Source organism: Bariatricus sp. SGI.161, assembly GCF_050313695.1.
In the GTDB taxonomy this organism is placed as follows: Bacteria; Bacillota; Clostridia; order Lachnospirales; family Lachnospiraceae; genus JAFBIX01.
In genome coordinates this window covers 77,369-95,874 of record NZ_JBNPLX010000002.1, presented here as the reverse complement: position 1 = coordinate 95,874, position 18,506 = coordinate 77,369, and the positions used below count along the sequence as shown (strand labels likewise).

Annotated in this window: 18 protein-coding genes and 8 tRNA genes; 5 read left to right on the top strand and 21 right to left on the bottom strand. The window is 43.4% G+C overall.

Going from position 1 to position 18,506, the window contains the following annotated elements:
• Positions 1–11 precede the first annotated feature (11 nt).
• Genes ACQRBH_RS01850 through ACQRBH_RS01835 form a run of 4 tightly spaced genes read right to left on the bottom strand, consistent with a single transcriptional unit; the run spans position 12 to position 4,509 of the window.
• A complete protein-coding gene (locus ACQRBH_RS01850; protein ID WP_427742965.1) occupies positions 12–1,355 on the bottom strand; it encodes a glycoside hydrolase family 32 protein in 1,344 nt (447 codons plus the stop codon).
• A 28-nt stretch (positions 1,356–1,383) separates the two neighbouring features.
• A complete protein-coding gene (locus ACQRBH_RS01845) occupies positions 1,384–2,244 on the bottom strand; it encodes a carbohydrate ABC transporter permease (protein ID WP_235232312.1) in 861 nt (286 codons plus the stop codon).
• Positions 2,244–3,116, bottom strand: a complete 873-nt coding sequence (locus tag ACQRBH_RS01840) for a sugar ABC transporter permease (protein ID WP_347375706.1) — start codon at positions 3,114–3,116, stop codon at positions 2,244–2,246. Before ACQRBH_RS01840 ends, ACQRBH_RS01845 begins: the two co-directional genes overlap by 1 nt.
• Positions 3,117–3,132: 16 nt before the next feature.
• The gene (locus ACQRBH_RS01835) at positions 3,133–4,509 is read right to left on the bottom strand and encodes an ABC transporter substrate-binding protein (protein WP_347375705.1); all 1,377 of its coding nucleotides are present in this window, start codon (positions 4,507–4,509) and stop codon (positions 3,133–3,135) included.
• Between the two features lie 277 nt (positions 4,510–4,786).
• Between ACQRBH_RS01835 and ACQRBH_RS01830 the strand changes: the two genes are divergently transcribed.
• The gene (locus ACQRBH_RS01830) at positions 4,787–5,833 is read left to right on the top strand and encodes a LacI family DNA-binding transcriptional regulator (RefSeq protein WP_235232315.1); all 1,047 of its coding nucleotides are present in this window, start codon (positions 4,787–4,789) and stop codon (positions 5,831–5,833) included.
• A 91-nt stretch (positions 5,834–5,924) separates the two neighbouring features.
• Here the strand turns inward: ACQRBH_RS01830 and sdaAA are convergent, their stop codons facing one another.
• Together sdaAA and sdaAB are read right to left on the bottom strand one after the other, a co-directional pair.
• Positions 5,925–6,794: an L-serine ammonia-lyase, iron-sulfur-dependent, subunit alpha gene (gene sdaAA, locus ACQRBH_RS01825; RefSeq protein WP_427742967.1), complete on the bottom strand. Its 870-nt coding sequence runs from the start codon at positions 6,792–6,794 to the stop codon at positions 5,925–5,927.
• 23 nt (positions 6,795–6,817) lie between these two features.
• Entirely contained in the window at positions 6,818–7,492 is a 675-nt protein-coding gene (sdaAB, locus tag ACQRBH_RS01820; RefSeq protein ID WP_235232317.1) for an L-serine ammonia-lyase, iron-sulfur-dependent subunit beta, read from the bottom strand.
• Between the two features lie 140 nt (positions 7,493–7,632).
• Between sdaAB and ACQRBH_RS01815 the strand changes: the two genes are divergently transcribed.
• The 4 genes from ACQRBH_RS01815 to ACQRBH_RS01800 all read left to right on the top strand — a co-directional run bounded on the left by ACQRBH_RS01815 (position 7,633) and on the right by ACQRBH_RS01800 (position 10,800).
• Positions 7,633–8,505, top strand: coding sequence for a serine/threonine protein phosphatase (locus tag ACQRBH_RS01815; RefSeq protein ID WP_427760776.1), 873 nt, complete (start codon positions 7,633–7,635; stop codon positions 8,503–8,505).
• A 66-nt stretch (positions 8,506–8,571) separates the two neighbouring features.
• The gene (locus tag ACQRBH_RS01810) at positions 8,572–9,693 is read left to right on the top strand and encodes a DUF4317 domain-containing protein (protein WP_427760775.1); all 1,122 of its coding nucleotides are present in this window, start codon (positions 8,572–8,574) and stop codon (positions 9,691–9,693) included.
• A gap of 76 nt (positions 9,694–9,769) precedes the next feature.
• Positions 9,770–9,852 (top strand) — tRNA-Leu (locus ACQRBH_RS01805).
• A 165-nt stretch (positions 9,853–10,017) separates the two neighbouring features.
• Positions 10,018–10,800 (top strand): hypothetical protein, encoded by a 783-nt coding sequence (locus tag ACQRBH_RS01800; RefSeq protein WP_427760774.1) that lies wholly within the window; start codon positions 10,018–10,020, stop codon positions 10,798–10,800.
• Here ACQRBH_RS01800 and ACQRBH_RS01795 read toward each other — a convergent pair.
• From ACQRBH_RS01795 to ACQRBH_RS01725, 15 genes are all read right to left on the bottom strand, one after another.
• A complete protein-coding gene (locus tag ACQRBH_RS01795; protein ID WP_235232320.1) occupies positions 10,738–11,655 on the bottom strand; it encodes a hypothetical protein in 918 nt (305 codons plus the stop codon). The two genes, ACQRBH_RS01800 and ACQRBH_RS01795, sit on opposite strands and share 63 nt — an antisense overlap.
• A 25-nt stretch (positions 11,656–11,680) precedes the next feature.
• A complete protein-coding gene (locus tag ACQRBH_RS01790) occupies positions 11,681–12,607 on the bottom strand; it encodes a SufB/SufD family protein (protein ID WP_235232321.1) in 927 nt (308 codons plus the stop codon).
• Between the two features lie 18 nt (positions 12,608–12,625).
• Positions 12,626–13,345, bottom strand: coding sequence for an ABC transporter ATP-binding protein (locus ACQRBH_RS01785; protein ID WP_427743001.1), 720 nt, complete (start codon positions 13,343–13,345; stop codon positions 12,626–12,628).
• A gap of 179 nt (positions 13,346–13,524) precedes the next feature.
• The gene (locus ACQRBH_RS01780; RefSeq protein WP_427760773.1) at positions 13,525–14,688 is read right to left on the bottom strand and encodes a MerR family transcriptional regulator; all 1,164 of its coding nucleotides are present in this window, start codon (positions 14,686–14,688) and stop codon (positions 13,525–13,527) included.
• 82 nt (positions 14,689–14,770) lie between these two features.
• Complete coding sequence (locus tag ACQRBH_RS01775; protein WP_427743003.1) at positions 14,771–15,151, bottom strand: hypothetical protein; 381 nt, start codon at positions 15,149–15,151, stop codon at positions 14,771–14,773.
• Positions 15,152–15,293: 142 nt separating this feature from the next.
• Positions 15,294–15,373 (bottom strand) — tRNA-Leu (locus ACQRBH_RS01770).
• A gap of 53 nt (positions 15,374–15,426) precedes the next feature.
• Positions 15,427–15,499: transfer RNA gene (locus ACQRBH_RS01765), tRNA-Lys, on the bottom strand.
• A 7-nt stretch (positions 15,500–15,506) separates the two neighbouring features.
• Positions 15,507–15,578, bottom strand: a tRNA-Gln gene (locus ACQRBH_RS01760).
• 14 nt (positions 15,579–15,592) lie between these two features.
• Positions 15,593–15,666, bottom strand: a tRNA-His gene (locus ACQRBH_RS01755).
• Positions 15,667–15,735: 69 nt separating this feature from the next.
• Positions 15,736–15,809: transfer RNA gene (locus tag ACQRBH_RS01750), tRNA-Arg, on the bottom strand.
• A gap of 53 nt (positions 15,810–15,862) precedes the next feature.
• A tRNA-Gly gene (locus ACQRBH_RS01745) sits at positions 15,863–15,933 on the bottom strand.
• A gap of 8 nt (positions 15,934–15,941) precedes the next feature.
• Positions 15,942–16,016: transfer RNA gene (locus tag ACQRBH_RS01740), tRNA-Pro, on the bottom strand.
• Positions 16,017–16,138: 122 nt separating this feature from the next.
• Positions 16,139–16,618, bottom strand: a complete 480-nt coding sequence (locus ACQRBH_RS01735; protein ID WP_427743004.1) for a metallophosphoesterase family protein — start codon at positions 16,616–16,618, stop codon at positions 16,139–16,141.
• A gap of 16 nt (positions 16,619–16,634) precedes the next feature.
• Complete coding sequence (gene rdgB, locus ACQRBH_RS01730; protein WP_347375692.1) at positions 16,635–17,264, bottom strand: RdgB/HAM1 family non-canonical purine NTP pyrophosphatase; 630 nt, start codon at positions 17,262–17,264, stop codon at positions 16,635–16,637.
• Positions 17,227–18,444, bottom strand: coding sequence for a THUMP domain-containing class I SAM-dependent RNA methyltransferase (locus ACQRBH_RS01725; protein ID WP_427760772.1), 1,218 nt, complete (start codon positions 18,442–18,444; stop codon positions 17,227–17,229). Before ACQRBH_RS01725 ends, rdgB begins: the two co-directional genes overlap by 38 nt.
• Between the last annotated feature and the right edge of the window lie 62 nt (positions 18,445–18,506).

The window sequence follows — 18,506 nt, the reverse complement described above, 5'->3', positions numbered from 1 at the left end:
ATAGTGACTCCTTATCTGTCAGAATTATGGCGCAGATATGTAATATTATTCTTATCGGTTTCTACTTCTATAATGTCTGTCAGGCCATATACTACCTGGCTGATAACATATTCCCCATCGTTGATATATATTTCAACCAGATTTCTATCCACGAAGATCTCCAGCCTACATTCACCAGAAACTTTTGGACTCTTTGCTGTCAATGCATACTCTTTCAGATCTGCAAAGACTTTACTCCGATCCGTCAGAATACGCCTGTCACACCTTTGAATCTGATAACCACCAATGTTGAGCTTCTCTCCTTCTTCCAGACATACTTTTATGCAAAATGGCTCCAACGGATTCCACTCTTGTGAAGATGCTGCCACTTCGTTAAAATACTTCCTTACTTCAGGGTGCACCCTGTAACAGACATGCCCGTTCTCCACTTCAACCACACGTGGCAGACACATCATACCATTCCATTTAATTCCTTCAGCCTCTGTAACCGGCTGCGGCATACGCATCCAGGCAATCATGACTCTTCGGCCTTCGTGATCCAGATTCGTCTGTGGTGCATAGAGATCCATTCCATAGTCTACATACTGTACTTCTCCAGTCAATCGAAGATTGCACTGTTCCCGGTCGAATTCTGCCGTAGCACAGATTGCATGGTTCTCATAACCACAGGACCCATCTGCTATATACATGGCAGATCCTTCAAACACATGCACTCCATCTACCTCGAATATATCCGGGCATTCCAGAATCCTGCCAAAGCGTTTATCCTGAACCTGATTTTTAAACTTCCAGTTGATGCCGTCATGGCTCGTATAAAAGACTGCTCTTCCAACCTCTTCCCGATAAGTGCTTCCAAGTACCATGTAATAGGTATCGCCATCTTTCCACACCTTTGGGTCTCTGGTATGCGTCGGATGTGCCTGATCTTCATTCTGGTTCACCGGAATAATCTGCTTTTTATCTTTCCAGTTGTCAAAATGTATCCCATCCTTCGAGATTACCATCGCCTGGCTGGTTTCAAAGCGGTTATCCTTCGCCATATGAATATTCTCACGGTCTGATTCCAGATATTTTACTGCCGAATAATACAGGTACATCTCTCCGTCTTTCTCAAGCGCGCTTCCCGAAAAGACACCATTCTGGTCATAATCCTTCGTCGGAAATAATGCTACACCCAGATGCTCCCAATGAATCAGGTCATCGCTCACCGCATGCCCCCAGTGCATGGTCCCCCATACCGGAGCATACGGAAAAAATTGATAGAACAGATGATATCTGCCTTTAGAATAGATGAATCCATTCGGATCATTGATCCAGTTACCCGGAGCTCTTAAATGCAATTCTTGTTTTGTCATATTTATTCAGTCCTTTATTCTGTCAATTCTATTTTACTGCACCCGCAACTACACCACCGATAATCTGCTTCTGAAGCGCTACATACAGAATCAGAATCGGAATTACGCACAGTAACAATCCAGCCATAATTGTACCATAGTCTGCAGAATAGGTTCCATAGAAACTATAAGTAGACAACGGCAATGTCAATAATTTCTTATCTGTCAATACCAGTGACGGAAGCAGGAAGTCGTTCCAGAACGCCAGTGAATTCAAGATTACCATTGTTGAGATGATCGGCTTCAACAGCGGCAGCACAATCTTAAAAAATGTCTGAGAGTGTGTACAGCCATCGATATAGGCTGCTTCTTCCAGTGCAATCGGAACATTTCCTTTGATAAATCCATGGAACATGAACACGGACATTGCCATAGAAAATCCTGTATGCAGGAAGATCAAAGTAATTCTGTGATTCAGAACGTTCAGTGTACCTCCGTAGATACTTACCAATGGAATCATCAATGCCTGGAACGGGATAATCATGGATGCTACCATCAGTGCAAATGTAATCTTAGAGATTCCATTATTGTGTCGAACGATATAATATGCAAGCATTGCTGCCAGTAGAGTTACCAGCACCGTTGCGGAAGCCGTTACGATCAGCGAATTCTTGAATGCATTCAGGAAATCCATCTGTGTAAACGCTTTGACAAAGTTATCAAAAGACAATCCCTTGATTGTAAAAAGCCATGAAAATGGGCTCTTAATGATATCTCGCTTCTGTTTCAGCGAATTGATCACCACCATAAGAAAGGGGAACATATAAGCAATAAAGATAATGATCAGGCCTGTCATTGCGAGAATGTTGGTTACTCTTTTCTTATTTCCACCAATTGTTGTACGGCTCATTATGCTTCTACCTCCTGTTTCTTTGTCAGATATACCTGAATACCACTAATACATGCTACAATGATAAATAAGATCAATGCCTCTGCCTGGCCGACACCAAACTGTCTGGATGTAAATGCCTTTTCATATACATGCATCGCTGCCATCTCTGTCGTTCCGTATGGTGCACCGGCAGTTAATGATAAGTTCAGATCATATACCATAAATGCGCGGGACAATGTCAGGAACAGGCAGATCGTCACAGACGACATCATCAGCGGCATAACAATATTCTTCATCTTGACCCATCCGGATGCTCCATCAATGCTTGCTGCTTCCATAACATCTTCATTCAGTCCCATAAAGCCAGCCACATAGATCAGGATCATATAGCCGGACAGCTGCCATACCGATACCAATACCAGTGCCGCAAATGCTTTCGCCGGGTCTGACAGCCAGGATACCTCGAACAACTTCCAGCCTGTGGTCTCTCCGATACTTACGAATACTCTGGAAAATACGAACTGCCATATGTAACCTAATACGATACCACCGATCAAGTTCGGTGTGAAGAATCCTGCACGGAAGAAGTTCTGTCCTTTGATTCCTCTTGTCAATAAATATGCAATTGCAAATGCAATCACATTGACCAGCACAACTACCAGAATCACATACTTGAATGTCAGAAGCAGTGATGTCCAGAACTGTGTATCCTTCATAACACCTGCAAAGTTCTTAAGTCCGATAAAATGCTTCTCGCTTGACACGCCATTCCAGTCCGTCAAAGTCAGATAGATACCATAGATAAACGGAACCATTACGACTGCAAAGAAGCAGAACATTCCCGGCAATGCAAACATACAGAAATCTTTTCCATTATTTTTTGATCTCATCTCTTATCCCTCTCTTCTATTCCTGTTCATCCCAATAGTCTTCAACAGACTCGATAAATTCTTCCCTGTCACTTCTGCCAGCCAGATATTTCTGCATTGCAGCTCCCAGCACAGACCAATGGTCATTCGGTACGATTGCCGCTGCATTGAATGCTCTGTCATTGTGAACCTTCTCATAGATATCACGTGCCAGCGGGTCACTTGGCTCATACGGATTATTCTGGAATGCCGGAATAATACTACAGGTCTTCACCAGCATCTGCTGCCCGATCTCACTGTATACGATCCAGTTCAGGAATTCCTTAGCTGCAGCCTGCTCCGTCTCAGACGCCTGCTGTCCATCCACCATCACCTGCTTTGAAGGAGAAGCCTGAATCTTCTGATTTACAAAGTCATCTTCATCATTGTTCATAAAATACGGAAGAAATCCATACTCGTCGTCTTCTTCTGCTCCTGCTTCTTCCATATTCGGCCATGCCCAGTTTCCATTGAACCAGATAGCCGTCTTGCCATCCACCAGATCGATTGCCATCTCATCGTAATCTGCTCCCAGCGGATCACCTTTTGCTACATTGTATTTCTTCAGTACATCGAACATATCCAGGAATTCTGCCATGCGGTCATATTTGGTCAGATTGATTTCTCCATCCTTAATCTGTTCAATACATTCCTGCGCCCCCTCAGAGGTTCCATCATAAGTCTCATAGACATATTGCAGGTGGTGAGCACCCAGCGACCAGTCTTCCTTTGCAAGAGATACTGGCTTTTCAATTCCACCCTTGACCAGTCTATCCAACAACTCCTCAAATTCGTCCAGCGTTGTAATAGAATCTGGATCGAATTCCTCACCCAGTGCATCTTCTATGACTGCTTTGTTGTAGATCAATCCACGTCCCTCAATACACAACGGAAAACTATAGATCTTATCATTGACTCTTGTCACATAATCTTCAGCTTCAGCGACCCACGGCTCGTTCGTCAGATCTGCCGCCTTCTCTTCCGCCAGTGCAATTACATCTGTGGTGTCCAGAATTGCCAGTGTCGGAGCACTTCCTGCATTATACATGCTTACCACCTTCGTGTACGGAGAATCTCCATCCGTAACCGGCATTACTTCTACATGCACACCAGACTTTTCTTCGAAGACCTCTCCCATCTTCTCTAATGCTTCCTGAATCTCGGCTTTCGTATTCAACAGCGTAATCTCCGTTCCTTCCAAAGAAGCATCATACGTAAACGTATCCACCGACATATCAATCGGTTCTTCTTCCTCCACCTCATTCGGGTCATCCGGATCACTGGCGAATCCGAATCTGCATCCGGTCAGTGTTGTTGTCATCAACGCTGTCACTAGCCCGAATGCAATGACTCTTGTAATAAGATTCTTTCTCATGACTATTCCTCCTAGAATTCTTATATTTCTTAATTTCTTTATATGTGTAACCGGTAAAGTAACCGGTTACTTTGTAGTTTCATAATAACACCACACCATAGACTCGTCAATGGTGAAAATTATCTTTCTAAAATTTTTGTTAAATATCTACGATTCCTGTCTTCTTTCATTGTACACTCTTCACATAACCGGTTACTTTACCGCTTACTCATTGCTCTTTTTTTTCGATTTTGCTATACTGATATTATTAGATTTTCAAAGGACAGGAAGCGGTTTTATGGCACCAAAAAAGAATGTAACATTTGATGACATTGCAAAATACACACATTTTTCCAAGACGACCATCTCCAGATATTTCAACAATCCAGATTCTCTGACTCTGGAAAATCAACAGATTATCTCAGATGCGCTTGTTAAATTAAATTACAAGGAAAATAAAGTAGCCAAGATTCTTGCAAACGGGAATACTGAGTTCATTGGTATCATTATTCCCAACCTATATCTCAACTACTATTCAGAGATGCTCAATCAGATTCTGTCTACTTATGAAACATTTGGTTATAAGTTTCTGGTTTTTGTTGGAAACGAATCGGAAGAAGCCGAGCGAAAATATATCCAAGAGCTTCTCGCCTACAAAATTGAGGGCCTAATTGTCCTAAGCCACACCATTCCTTCTAAGGAACTGGCCGACTTACAGATTCCACTCGTATCCATTGAGCGTGAGAATCAATATATCAGCAGTATTAACACGGACAACTACATGGGGGCTATTCAGGCTACCAGTCTGCTGGCTAAGCATGATTGTGATGTCCTGATCCATGTCAATTCTCCAACTCCAGAGTCGATCCCTGCTTACCGGCGAATTCAGGGATTTCTTGACATCTGTGAACAGAAAGGACTGGAACACCGCATCTATATCAGAGATCTTGGCAACCAATATGAACAAGACCAACAATATCTCATGGAAATCATCGATGAACTGGAGCGCGACTACGCCGGGAAGAAAAAAGGAGTATTTATCTCCAATGATACGCACGCCAATGGTTTTCTGAATCTTCTTTTTCGCAGATACGGAACTCTGCCGGAAGATTATCTCCTTGTCGGCTTCGATAATTCTCCGATCTCCCGGGAGGCGATTATTCCAATCAGTACAGTCGGTCAGCAGATCGATAAGATCGCCTTTGAAGCAGTGAAACTATTAGACGGGCAGATCAAAGAAAGAAAGAAAAGAAAACCGGCACCGATTGGCGAACCAGTCCATAAAGTAATCACTCCGATCCTGTGCCGAAGAGAAACTACGGAAGGCTTCTCTTCATTCAAATAATACGACGAGAAATGCTCATGTTCCCAAAAGGTCCATGAGCATTTCTCTAATTTCTGTCAAATATTCTCTTCCCAGTATATTTCCTCAGGCTTTACATATTCAGTCGTTCCACAACTTCTGCTGCCTTCGGACTTCCTGCGACTCCGCCGACTCCAGTTTCGCGGAGACTTACATCCATCTTATCTCCTACTTCTTTCATAGCGTCAATGACCTGATCCACCGGAATCTGGCTCTCGATACCTGCCAGAGCCATGTCTGCTGCTGCCATGGCATTGACCGCACCGCCGACATTTCTCTTCACACATGGAACCTCTACCAGGCCGCCTACCGGATCACATACCAGACCCATCAGGTTCTTCAGCGCCATTGCACAGGCATGTCCCTGTTGCTCTGTGTTGCCGCCTTTTACATAACAGATAGCCGCTGCGGCCATTCCCGAGCCAGAGCCAATCTCAGCCTGACATCCTCCGGAAGCGCCTGCCAGATATGCTCGATTTGCAATAATCTGTCCCACACCCGCTGCCACATACATAGCTTCGATCATCTTCTCTTCCGGAACATCATATTCCCGATAATAAGTAACAAGAACAGCCGGAAGTACACCACAGGCTCCTGCAGTCGGTGCTGCAACGATTCGCTTCATACATGCATTATTGCAACCCATCTTCAAAGCATTGGACATTACCTTTGCCATGTAATCGCCACACAGGGTATCCCCTTTTTCACGGTAGGCATCCATAAGCCCACCTTCTCTTCCAACCATGCGGCTTCTGGACAATTCATCCGGTTCATAGGCATCCAGCCCATCCAGCATTGCCTGCCACATGTGTTTCATTTGTTTCCAGGAATCTTCTTCCGTAACGCCTCTTTCTTCTGCATCTTCTAACTGAACCGCTTTCCAGAATTCAATTCCTTCCTTTTCGCATCTAACGCGCGCCTCTTCCATAGATTGATATGACATACGCTTTCTAATCCTTTCTTTCCCTATTCCGTCTCTCCATTTGCATTCAGGAACTTCACACGGATAATTCCCTGCTTGCTCTCCAGATCATCGATTGCCTCTTTTGGTACAACCTGATCCGTCTCAACTACCATAACAGCAAAACCACCACGCTTATCACGGAACACCTGCATCGTTGCGATATTAATCTCTGCATTGCTTAATGCCGATGCAACTTCCTTAATTCGTCCCGGCTCGTCCACATTGCGAATGATCAGCGTATTACTCTCTCCACTGAAGTTCACATCGATTCCATCCAGCTTACATACACGAATTCTTCCGCCACCGATAGAATATGCCTGAATCTTCATGGTATTCACACCTTCTGCTTCCATAATAATCTGAGCAGTATTCGGATGTGCTTCTTTAATATCCTTGTTCTCGATGGTAAATTCCATGCCTTCTTCTCTTGCGATCTCAAAGCTATTCGGAATTCTCATATCGTCAGGCTTCATTCCCAACAAGCCTGCAATCAGTGCCCGATCCGTTCCATGCCCTTTCCCCGTAGCGGCAAACGAACCATGCAGATATACGGTAGCCTTCTTGGGCTGTCTTCCAAAAAGCTGTCTGGCAATCAGGCCAATCCTCGCTGCTCCTGCTGTGTGAGAACTGGACGGACCTACCATTACCGGTCCCAAAATGTCAAATATACTTCCCATTTCTTTTCCCTCTCTTTTTCTTATTTTGACATATATCTACTTTTATTATACTTGGGATTTCTATGGTTTACAACGACCAATTTCTCTTCTTGGGCATACAATAAAAAAATGATTATTTTTGCATGAAAGGGGCTCATAATATGAGTGCTTATCATCGATTAGACCGTGCATTTCTGCACGCTCTCTCCTTACCCCTGACCACATGCTCCCGTTATGTCCTGTTCAGTGACTGCCACCGGGGATGTGGAACTAATAACGATAATTTTCTTAAGAATCAGAATCTCTGCCTTGCTGCACTTCAATATTATTATGACCATGGTTTTACTTATATTGAACTGGGCGATGGCGATGAGCTCTGGGAAAATCGCTCCTTTGACGTCATAAAGTCGATCCACAATCATGTCTTCTGGATGTTGTCTCGCTTCTACTGCGCAGGCCGCCTTTTCCTACTGTATGGAAACCATGATATCGTAAAAAACTCATCACATTTTACTTCCTGCCATTGTTCCTCTTACCCATGCAGCACCTGTCAGGAAGAAGAATTATTTCCAGGCATTACGTTCTATTCCGGCCTTATCCTAAAGCATACTCAGGGCGGAAAAGATCTTTATCTGACTCACGGTCATCAGGCAGACTTCTTCAATAGTGTGCTCTGGCCCATCTCCCGTTTCCTTGTCCGGTATGTCTGGCAGCCACTGGAACAAGTCGGTTTCCTGGATCCTACCAGTGTTGCCCAGAACAACACAAAAAAAGAACGTATCGAGCATACATTATCTGACTGGGCGCTCCGAAGAAACTGTATCCTTATCACCGGACATACTCACCGTCCAATGCTTCAGAAAGACAGTTCCTACTACAATACCGGAAGCTGTGTCCACCCACGCTGTATCACCTGTATTGAAATAGAAGGCATGCAGATATCCCTTATAAAATGGACACTTGCCACAAGACCAGACTTCTCCCTCTATGTAGCTCGCGAAGTCCTGGCAGGACCTTTTTCCCTTCTCTCATAATCTTGTAAATTTTCCTCGAATATGCTAAGATTGGGTACAGTCTGAATATAAGGGAGAGTGTAACTTATGAATAAGAAAGAAGTACTGGAAATCCGCAAGCAATTCACCCCGGAAAACTGCGCAATCACGCGAATCTGCGGCTGTTATGTGGACCATGAGAAAGAGAAAAAAGTCGAACTAAAAAAAGCATTCTTATCCCTTCCAGAAGAAGAAGCTTTCAAATACTTTGATATTTTTAAACACACCTTGTCCGGAACCCTTGGGAAAAATCTCATTAATATGGAATTCCCACTGGAGCAGGAGCTGGGCGGAGGTACACAGGAATTCCTTCTTAAGCTGCGCGACAGTAAGCTGGAAGACGACCTTCTGGTAGAAGAATTCTATGATAAGATTATTGAAAATTATATCTACGCTGAGAATTATTACATCATTCTGATTCATGCAGTCTACGATGTTCCCGGCAAATCCACCGATGGTTCCGAGATGTTCGATGCCTCTGATACAGTCTACGAACATATTCTGTGCAGCATCTGTCCGGTCAATCTCACAAAAGCAGGTCTTACCTACAACGCATTGACCAATAATATCGAAGACCGCATCCGTGACTGGATCGTAGAAGCCCCAGTCAAGGGCTTCCTGTTCCCGGCCTTCCAGGACCGCGCCAGTGATGTACATAATATCCTGTATTATACCAAGAAACCAGAAGATCTCCAGCCAGAACTGATCAGCAATGTACTGGGGAGCACCATTCCTCTGACCGCCGGCGATCAGAAGACCACCTTCCAGACTATCATCAGTGATACACTGGGTGATGAATGCGATTATGAAGTCGTCCGCAACATCCACGACAATCTCAACGAGATGCTGGAAGAAAGCAAAGAAAACCCAGATCCTCTGGAACTGTCCAAACCAGATGTTAAGAATCTGCTCACCAGAAGCGGTGTTCCAGAAGAAAAGCTGGAATCCTTCGACGAAGAATTCCAGGAGATGGTCGGTGACAAGAACACCTTACTCGCATCCAACATCGCCAGTGTCAAGACCTTCCAGATTGAGACACCCGACGTGATCGTAAAAGTCAATCCAGAGCGCTCCGACCTGGTAGAGACCCGCGAGATTGATGGCCGGATGTGCCTGGTCATTGCAATCGATGACCACCTGGAAGTCAACGGAATTGAAGTCCGAAAATAGTTCTGCCAATTTTTTTCAAAAAAACACAAAAAGTATTTGCCAAATGATGTTTTATGTGATAGAATATTTTTTGTTAGCGGAGATGGCGGAATGGCAGACGCGCTAGATTCAGGTTCTAGTGGGAGCAATCCTGTGAGGGTTCAAGTCCCTTTCTCCGCATCTATTATTTTTATAAAAAAAACCGAAAACTTCACTGTTTTCGGTTTTTTTCTTTTCTACAATTCTAAAGAAAACCTTATGTCTTCGTGAACTTTTTGTGATATCCCTTGAGACTTTTGACTAAACATACTACAATAAGAAATCGTTTAAGGAGGGTTTGAGTATATGAGTATAAATGGCAACACAGTAAGGAAAGATACCGAGGATTTTTTTGATGATGATTTCGAAGTCATATATCAGGAAGATTTCCCCGACCTAAACTTTTTTGAAGATGAAGATGACGATTACAGGGATGTTCTGTCGAATCTCTCAGAATTAGATGACGATGATGACATTGACTATCTGGAAGAAAATTATGATTATGATGAATATGAAGATGAGGAGGAAAACTCTTCTGAAGAAGATAAGAAGAAGCGCAAAATGCGCCGCAGAGTACCGAATCTGCTCTCCCCTGCAGGAAAAGCTGTTAAAATCGGTGGAAAAATAATCTATAAAGCCGTTAATCTTTTGCTTCGCGGAGCAACTTTAATTTTAATCGCGATAATCACATATACACTGACTGTAAATTTCTGGAATAATTACAGTGCCTACGGAGATATTTTCCATGCTATTACAGACAAAAATTATATCTTAGGCGCTTATGCGGGGATTGCGTTATTCTTACTGCTTTTTGAGGTTATCACTTTTCTGATGGTGTTATTTGGCAGTAAAAAAAGCGGCCGCAAGGGCCGCTGTCAGGATACAGGACGAGGCCTGTTCTCTTTTGTATTGATCTTCGCAGGTTCTTACCTGGCTTACTTATTTCACGGATTCGTTCCGACATCTCCGGATCCACTCCAGGGAGTGCAAGGCGCACTTGCGGTATATGGTACTTTACACACAACATTACTTCCGCTTTGCGCCGCTGGCATTATCAGCTGTCTGATTCGGAAATTCCTGATCCGATAAGCGATTTTTTTCATACTCTTCGTCTTCCGTCTCTACCTGCTTCAGGAAATCAGCATCCTGAGACTTGAGCCGGGGGATGAAGCGTTTCGCGAATCTGCCCTTTCCACGATTCTTCACATAAAAATAACCAATCGTGGAAAATACAACTGCGCCAATAAAGTTAACGAACAGATCTTTCATAGTATCCAGAAGTCCGATATCCAGATAACCGCCAAGACCCAGACTCTGTCCATTGACTACCACATCCGTGATATTGTCAATTTCAACTGGGGTGTTTGCTCCCGCCGGATCCAACATCACAGAGTGAATACTATGTACAATCGTATCTTTCTGCATGTCCAATCCAAAGAAAAGATCCATACTACATTCAAAGAATTCCCACAACACGCCGATCGTCATGGAAAAGCAGAATGCTACAATTGCCACGAACACTGGCGATAATTGTATTGAGAATTTTTTACTTCGGTTCAGGATATCTACCAGTGCGAACCCAATTGCCGCTGCCAGGAATCCGTTGATCGTATGCAGCGCGGTATCCCAGAACGGAAACCTGATATAATAAGCCTGGATCTCTCCAAGGATTTCTGCTGCAAATATAAAGATTAATATCGTAATTTCCAATGCAGTAGGCAGTTCTATTTTCAGATTAATCTGTATAAAGCTTGGGACAAAAAGCAGTAATAATGTCAGAATACACAAGAATACATTTTCATAATTCTTATTAAATATCTGAAGCACCATCATCAATATTACCAGCATACGAAGAACCACATACACAACAAATGAGCTTCTGTGCTCTCTTAGTTCCATATGCATTGCTTTTTTCCATACTTTCAGTCTTTTTTTAATCTTCATCTGATGTCCTTTCTCTGCACATCTCCTAATTCAGGAAATTTTCAATAATAATGGATTCTGCTTCCTCCTCCGTCATACCCAATGTACGCAGTTTCACAAGTTGTTCATCATTAATTCTTCCGATTGCCGCTTCATGGATAATTGCCGCATCCAGATGTCTTGCATTGATCTCCGGAATGGAGCTTACTTCTGCATGATCCATGATGATGGAATCACACTGTACATGAGCATGGCACTTGGCATTCCCTACCGCCTTCGGGTGAAATACCTGCTTCGACTCGCCTTTTGCAACAGATCTGGAGATAATCTGCGCGGAGCTTCCCTCACCATTCATCTGCACTTCCATATTGGATTCTGCAGTCTGACTGTCATGCGTCATTAATTTTTCAATCACATATAACTTGGAATTTGCTCCCATCTCAACATCCGTCTCACGAACTGTAGAATCTACACCTTTAATCTGTGCTGTATCCAGTGTAAATACAGCATCCTCTTCCAGATAAATCTTTGTGACTGGATTCAGCACTCTGGCACCTGTGCCTTCCCCTTCCCCATAATGCTTCTCCTCATAACGGACATTCGCACCCTTTCCCACATGGAAAGAGTGGATTCCATCATGACGGCTTTCGTTACAGCCACTGTTGTGAATTCCGCAGCCGGCTACAATCGTTACATCCGCACCTTCTGCAACATAGAAATCATTATATACTACATCTGTCATACCGGAAGCATCTACCACGACTGGGATATGTACCTGCTCTCCTCTAGTCTCTCCGTCAATATAGATGTCAATTCCTGACTTTTCTTCCTTTTTCTTAATCTTAATATGCTCGCTGTCTCCGTGACAAAGAGCAACTCCATTATGGCGCAGATTAAAAGCTCCTTTTTGCTGGAAACCAGATCCATCGATCTGCTCTAATATCTTTTTTGTAATCTCATCTAATGTGGCCATCTCTAACACTCCTCTCTCTTAGCAGTTCATGCAGGCGCAGCTGTCACCCTTATCCAACAATGTCGGAAGAATCTCATCTTTTGGTCCGATTGCGCCAATATTGCCATCCTCAATTACCATAATCCGGTCTGCCATCTGGATAATACGCTCCTGATGAGAGATAAGGATCAGGCTTTCTTCCTTTTTACTGTGTATCTTTTCAAACTGCTGGATCAACATGGAGAAACTCCAGAGATCAATCCCTGCCTCCGGCTCATCAAAAATACATAACTTATGCTGCTTTGCAAGCACAGTCGCAATCTCCAGGCGCTTCATCTCTCCGCCGGAAAGAGTTGCATCTACTTCTCTTTTCAGATATTCCTGCGCACACAGCCCGACACTACTTAGCAATGCACAGCATTCCGGCTCTGCCAGTTTATGTCCTGCCGCCAGAGACAATAACTTATCCACCGTCATACCCTTGAATCTTGGCGGCTGCTGGAATGCGAAACCGATTCCCGCATTGGCGCGATGATTAATATCATAAGAAGTGATATCCTCTCCGTCCAGTATGATCTGGCCTTCATCTGCCTGTTCAATTCCCATCAACACCTTGGCAAGTGTTGATTTTCCACCACCATTCGGTCCAGTAATGACAAGCATCTCACCATCTTTAACATCAAAACTGATCCCCTTGACGATGCTTCTCTCTATTCCATTTTCATTCACCTTGAATGTCAGATTTTTTACTTCAAGCATATCTGCTTACGCTCCTTTTCCAACTGTATTTTCCAATATATTCTCCTATTATTAATATACACATACTTCACATTATAATCGGTTTTTTCTTTTGTTGCAACATATGGTTTTCCGGACACACATAAAATAGCCTTAATAAAAAGAGCCCGCACGCGAGCTCTTTTATCCAGATTCTCTGATTATCTTAAGATCGTTGTTCCTCTTGACTTGCCCTGCATTGTAAATGCTGCACCGGCGATATTCATCATCTTCGTTGCACTTACGATTGCATAATACCGGCTTCCTCCGCTCTTCGGAGCATCTCCGATTACATGGAACCAGCTAAGTCCAATATATATCGTAAATATAAATGACATCACCGCTGCCGGTATCCACAGGTCACTTAGAATTCCTGCCAACACAGTCAGGATGATTGCATACACAAAGGCCATACCCAGAACATATCTTGCTTTTGAGAAAAATTCTTGCTTTTTCCCTGATAACAGAAAGATCAGAAGTACATATAGCATCATCGCCAGCCAGAAAATCGCAAGATGCATTCCACTTATGGTCTGATTCTTCACTTTTTCTGTACTAAACACGCTACGAACAGCCAATGATATTCCCGCAATAAACGGCGTCAGAACCAAAGCCTCCAAGTGGAAGAATACCGTCAGGGCTTTGACATTTGCGGTAAAATACATACCAATATAGCATATCAAACAGACAATTACCGCCAGAATCAGCCATTTCCACTGGTCAAAGAACAAGGTCTGGCGATTCAGGATCTCTCCCGGATTACTTTTTACCACTGCAATTCTCTTACTCCATGACATTCCTTCATATCTCAAAAAGAAATCCCCCAATAACAGTGCACTAACTGCATTCATGAAATATCCCCACACAAGCATCCATGTCAGATTCTTGTTCAACTGTCCCAGCGTCAGTATCTCCTTGGTAATATCTTCTTTCCAGATCTTCTCAAACTGCTCTTCCCAGATATCCTTTTCCTCCCCCAATATCTGTTCATCCACTTCTTCAAAGGAAATATCCAGCTGTCGGATTGTTCTGCACACCTTTTCAATCTCACGCAGATTCTTCTCTTCCTCACTGATCCGCTCCAGGCGCTTCTCCATAACCTCATCCAGCGAAAGAGCCCCTGCATTCAACATCTTAACATCCGATATCGGAATTCCCAGCGCCCTCAAGACTTTGATTCGTTCCAGATTCTTTACATCCTCTTCTGAATATTCACGGTAATTGTTCTCCCGATTTCTGACTGGATTCAAAAGGCCTTCCTCTTCATAATAACGGATGTTCGCTCTGGTAATCCCCACCCTTTGTTCTACTTCCTTAATCTTCATACGAATCCCTTCCTTTCGTTCTTATATGATGCGATTGTAGGGTATCAAGTTCCCTGAAGGTCAATATATTTCCTGAAACAATTTATTTCCACACAATATCTGCCAAATGTATTTTCTCTATATGAGAATTCCAATCTTCTTTACTATATATCTTCTTATAGAAATTATCTACTTTCATCGTTTCTTTTCCAAATAATCCCCTCTTCTTCTTACAATAATAAACCGTTACTTTCCCATAATATTCCTGGCTTACTCCTGTTGACCGGAAAGTTCCTGACATTGGAGGTATGCCCAGGGTTCTTTTGTCAAAACTAACCAGTAATAAATGATCTTCCGGAACAGGATTGCCAGAAATTATCGAAACGCAGAATTGATTGACACTATCTTTTCTATCATAAAATTCTAAGTCTATTTCTTCCACTATAGCCTTTCTAATCTCATCTATTTCTTTATCATATTTCATATCGATCCCTCCTCTTTCTTTATTTCTTATAGCAATTGTAAAGTATCAAGTTCCTTGAAGGTCAATACTTTCCCTGTAAAAAGATGTCTATATGGACAAAAAAAGCCCCAACCCCCTGAAATCGAAAGGCTGAGACTTTCACTGCGGATGACAGGAATCGAACCTGCACGGTCTCCCACTAGATCCTAAGTCTAGCGCGTCTGCCAGTTCCGCCACATCCGCATAATCCATATAAATGATATCAAAAGGGACCAGCATTCTGATCCCTTTTTTAGTGAGCGTGCGGGGATTCGAACCCCGGACAACTTGATTAAAAGTCAAGTGCTCTACCACCTGAGCTACACGCCCATAATAACTGGGCTAGTTGGATTCGAACCAACGAATGCAGGAGTCAAAGTCCTGTGCCTTACCGCTTGGCGATAGCCCAATAAAAAGAAAAAAGGTGGGTAAAGGGACTCGAACCCTTGATATCCAGAACCACAATCTGGCGCGCTAACCAACTGCACCATACCCACCATATATATTACTTATCGAACTATTGATGTCCAACTAAGTACCACCTTATTCAATTTTTGTGGTTCTAACGAGCCTGGGGGGATTCGAACCCTCGACCTACGGCTTAGAAGGCCGTTGCTCTATCCAGCTGAGCTACAGACTCATAAGACTAGCTCCTTAGAACTATACTTCTTAAATCCCTTATGGCTTTAAGAAAGCGGGTGATGGGAATCGAACCCACGTATCCAGCTTGGAAGGCTGGTGTTCTACCATTGAACTACACCCGCAAAGTCTATCGGGGTGACAGGATTCGAACCTGCGACCTCCTGGTCCCAAACCAGGCGCTCTAGCCAAGCTGAGCCACACCCCGATATTTTATTTTCGTGTCATTTATGTCTTCATCTCCGTGACACAATAGTTATTATATAGCAAGGCTCTCGGCTTGTCAACAACTTTTTTCACTTTTTTACAGTACTTTTTACAACGCACTTTTTACAGATATCGTAATGAGAATTCTATCCTGTCTCCGCCCCCAATTTCCATCACCATATAACTGGGCCTGCGACCTTCTTGCCTTGGATACGCAATGCTTCCCGGATTCAATGTAATAAGATCTTCTTCTCGAGTCAATGTCGGTTTGTGTGTATGACCATACATCACAATATCCGCTCCTCGTGCTCTTGCTTCTTCTTTTAATCGTTCTTCTCCCATAGAGACATAGTAATAATGTCCATGGGAAATAAATATATGGTAATCACCTATCATAAACTCTTCTTCACCCGGAAGATCGGAAAAGAAGTCATTATTTCCTCTGACAATATGTGTAGGACAGTCTTCCAACGCTGTGATATAATCTTCTCCACCCTCGACATCTCCGAGATGAATCAACATATCCATTGGCTTTTCTTCCTCCAGTACCTTTTCCAGATTCCTGTGTGAACCGTGTGTATCGCTTACAATCACTACCTTCATAAGTATCCTCGCAATCTTATCTTTCTCTGGATTCCAGTTTTTTCTCCAGAATCTTTCTCATCTTTCTTAAGCCTTCCCCTCTGTGGCTGAGTTCATTCTTCTTCTCCGGTGCAAGCTGTGCACTGGTGCATCCATACTCCGGAAGATAGAATATCGGATCATATCCGAACCCATTTTCCCCTGCAATCTCATACCCGATGATTCCTTCCATCGTTCCTCTGACCACTTCACTGCTTCCATCTGGGAACGCAGCCGCAATGGCACAGACGAATCTGGCAGTTCTTTTTTCATCCGGCACGCCATCTAATCGGTCAATCAGGTTCTGATTCTTGATATCGTAAGAAGTGTCTTCTCCCATATATCTTGCTGAATAGATTCCCGGCTCTTTGTTCAGATAATCAATTTCCAGGCCTGAATCATCTGCCAGAACCACCGCATTTTTGTATTTCGGCATATTCGCCGCTGCTTCTGCTATTTTGGTCGCTTTTATCAAGGCGTTTTCCTCAAATGTCTTTCCATCCTCTACCACATCTGCCGTAATTCCCGCTTCCTTCTGGGACAGAATCTCCATTCCCAGATCTTCGAGAATCATACGAATCTCTATCATCTTATGTGCATTGCCTGTTGCAAATATAATCTTTTCCATCTGTTTCCTCCCCTTTATTATTTCTCTGTTGTTCTCTGGGCCGTCTGGGCGGTTTTGGCCCCAGGAACTGGTAAAAGTATGTTTTTAACATGCCATTATAAATCTTACGGTTCTTATCCGCCTTTCTTCCAAAATACCTCTCTGCTTCTTCATAAGAAGTAATCATGTACGCAGACCAGGAATCCAGTCGTTTGAAACTGTCGCCAAATGCTCTGTATAATTGCGGCAAGTCTTTCTTGTCTTCCAGACGCTCTCCATAAGGTGGATTCGTAATGATAAATCCATACTTCTTCGGATGGCTTAAGTCTTTGACGTCTCTTTCCTGAAAATGAATCAGATGTCCAACGCCTGCTTCTTCTGCATTTCTTCTGGCTATCTTAATGACTGAGCCATCCAGATCATATCCCTGAATATCCACATCAACCTCGTCATCAATCAGGTCACTGGCCTCATTGACTGCATCATACCATAACTTCTTCGGAATCAGATTCGTCCATTCTTCTGCCGTGAAAGACCGGTTCATGCCTGGCGCAATATTTGCCGCCATCATAGCCGCTTCAATCGGAAATGTTCCGCTTCCGCAGAATGGATCCACCAGAATCCGGTCTTTCCTCCATGGTGTCAGCATGATCAATGCCGCTGCTAACGTCTCCGTAATCGGTGCTTTTCCTGAAACTTCACGATATCCACGCTTATGGAGGGATATTCCTGATGTGTCAATTCCAATTGTAACCACATCTTTCATCAAAAATACCCTCACCGGATAGGATGCCCCATCTTCCGGGAACCATTCCATATGATAATGCTCCTGCAGCCGCCTTACCATAGCCTTTTTCATAATCGACTGTATATCAGAAGGGCTGAAAAGCTTACTCTTCACAGAAGCAGCCTTCGCAACCCAGAACTTTCCATCTTTCGGAATATAATCTTCCCAGGGAAGACTCTTCGTCTTTTCGAACAGCTCATCAAACGTCACCGCCGTGAAGCTCCCGACTTTCCACAATATTCTCTCCGCTGTACGCAAGAATATATTAGCACGGCAGACTGCGTCCGCATCCCCATAGAAAGTGACCCTTCCGTCTTCGACTTCTGAGATCTCATATCCCAAATCAAGAATTTCTCTTTTTAATACCGCTTCCAATCCAAAATGACAGGGCGCAATCAATTCAACTTTCTTCATATAATAATCTCTCTGTTCTCCAATTCTATCTATTTACTTTTCCATCTTACTTTCTTTCTATA

Bases quoted from the DNA above. Each gene is read 5' to 3' on its own strand.
- ACQRBH_RS01850 (WP_427742965.1), bottom strand. From the start codon at position 1,355: ATGACAAAACAAGAATTGCATTTAAGAGCTCCGGGTAACTGGATCAAT.
- ACQRBH_RS01845 (WP_235232312.1), bottom strand. From the start codon at position 2,244: ATGAGCCGTACAACAATTGGTGGAAATAAGAAAAGAGTAACCAACATT.
- ACQRBH_RS01840 (WP_347375706.1), bottom strand. From the start codon at position 3,116: ATGAGATCAAAAAATAATGGAAAAGATTTCTGTATGTTTGCATTGCCG.
- ACQRBH_RS01835 (WP_347375705.1), bottom strand. From the start codon at position 4,509: ATGAGAAAGAATCTTATTACAAGAGTCATTGCATTCGGGCTAGTGACA.
- ACQRBH_RS01830 (WP_235232315.1), top strand. From the start codon at position 4,787: ATGGCACCAAAAAAGAATGTAACATTTGATGACATTGCAAAATACACA.
- sdaAA (WP_427742967.1), bottom strand. From the start codon at position 6,794: ATGTCATATCAATCTATGGAAGAGGCGCGCGTTAGATGCGAAAAGGAA.
- sdaAB (WP_235232317.1), bottom strand. From the start codon at position 7,492: ATGGGAAGTATATTTGACATTTTGGGACCGGTAATGGTAGGTCCGTCC.
- ACQRBH_RS01815 (WP_427760776.1), top strand. From the start codon at position 7,633: ATGAGTGCTTATCATCGATTAGACCGTGCATTTCTGCACGCTCTCTCC.
- ACQRBH_RS01810 (WP_427760775.1), top strand. From the start codon at position 8,572: ATGAATAAGAAAGAAGTACTGGAAATCCGCAAGCAATTCACCCCGGAA.
- ACQRBH_RS01800 (WP_427760774.1), top strand. From the start codon at position 10,018: ATGAGTATAAATGGCAACACAGTAAGGAAAGATACCGAGGATTTTTTT.
- ACQRBH_RS01795 (WP_235232320.1), bottom strand. From the start codon at position 11,655: ATGAAGATTAAAAAAAGACTGAAAGTATGGAAAAAAGCAATGCATATG.
- ACQRBH_RS01790 (WP_235232321.1), bottom strand. From the start codon at position 12,607: ATGGCCACATTAGATGAGATTACAAAAAAGATATTAGAGCAGATCGAT.
- ACQRBH_RS01785 (WP_427743001.1), bottom strand. From the start codon at position 13,345: ATGCTTGAAGTAAAAAATCTGACATTCAAGGTGAATGAAAATGGAATA.
- ACQRBH_RS01780 (WP_427760773.1), bottom strand. From the start codon at position 14,688: ATGAAGATTAAGGAAGTAGAACAAAGGGTGGGGATTACCAGAGCGAAC.
- ACQRBH_RS01775 (WP_427743003.1), bottom strand. From the start codon at position 15,151: ATGAAATATGATAAAGAAATAGATGAGATTAGAAAGGCTATAGTGGAA.
- ACQRBH_RS01735 (WP_427743004.1), bottom strand. From the start codon at position 16,618: ATGAAGGTAGTGATTGTAAGCGATACACACGGTTCACACAGGAATCTG.
- rdgB (WP_347375692.1), bottom strand. From the start codon at position 17,264: ATGGAAAAGATTATATTTGCAACAGGCAATGCACATAAGATGATAGAG.
- ACQRBH_RS01725 (WP_427760772.1), bottom strand. From the start codon at position 18,444: ATGAAGAAAGTTGAATTGATTGCGCCCTGTCATTTTGGATTGGAAGCG.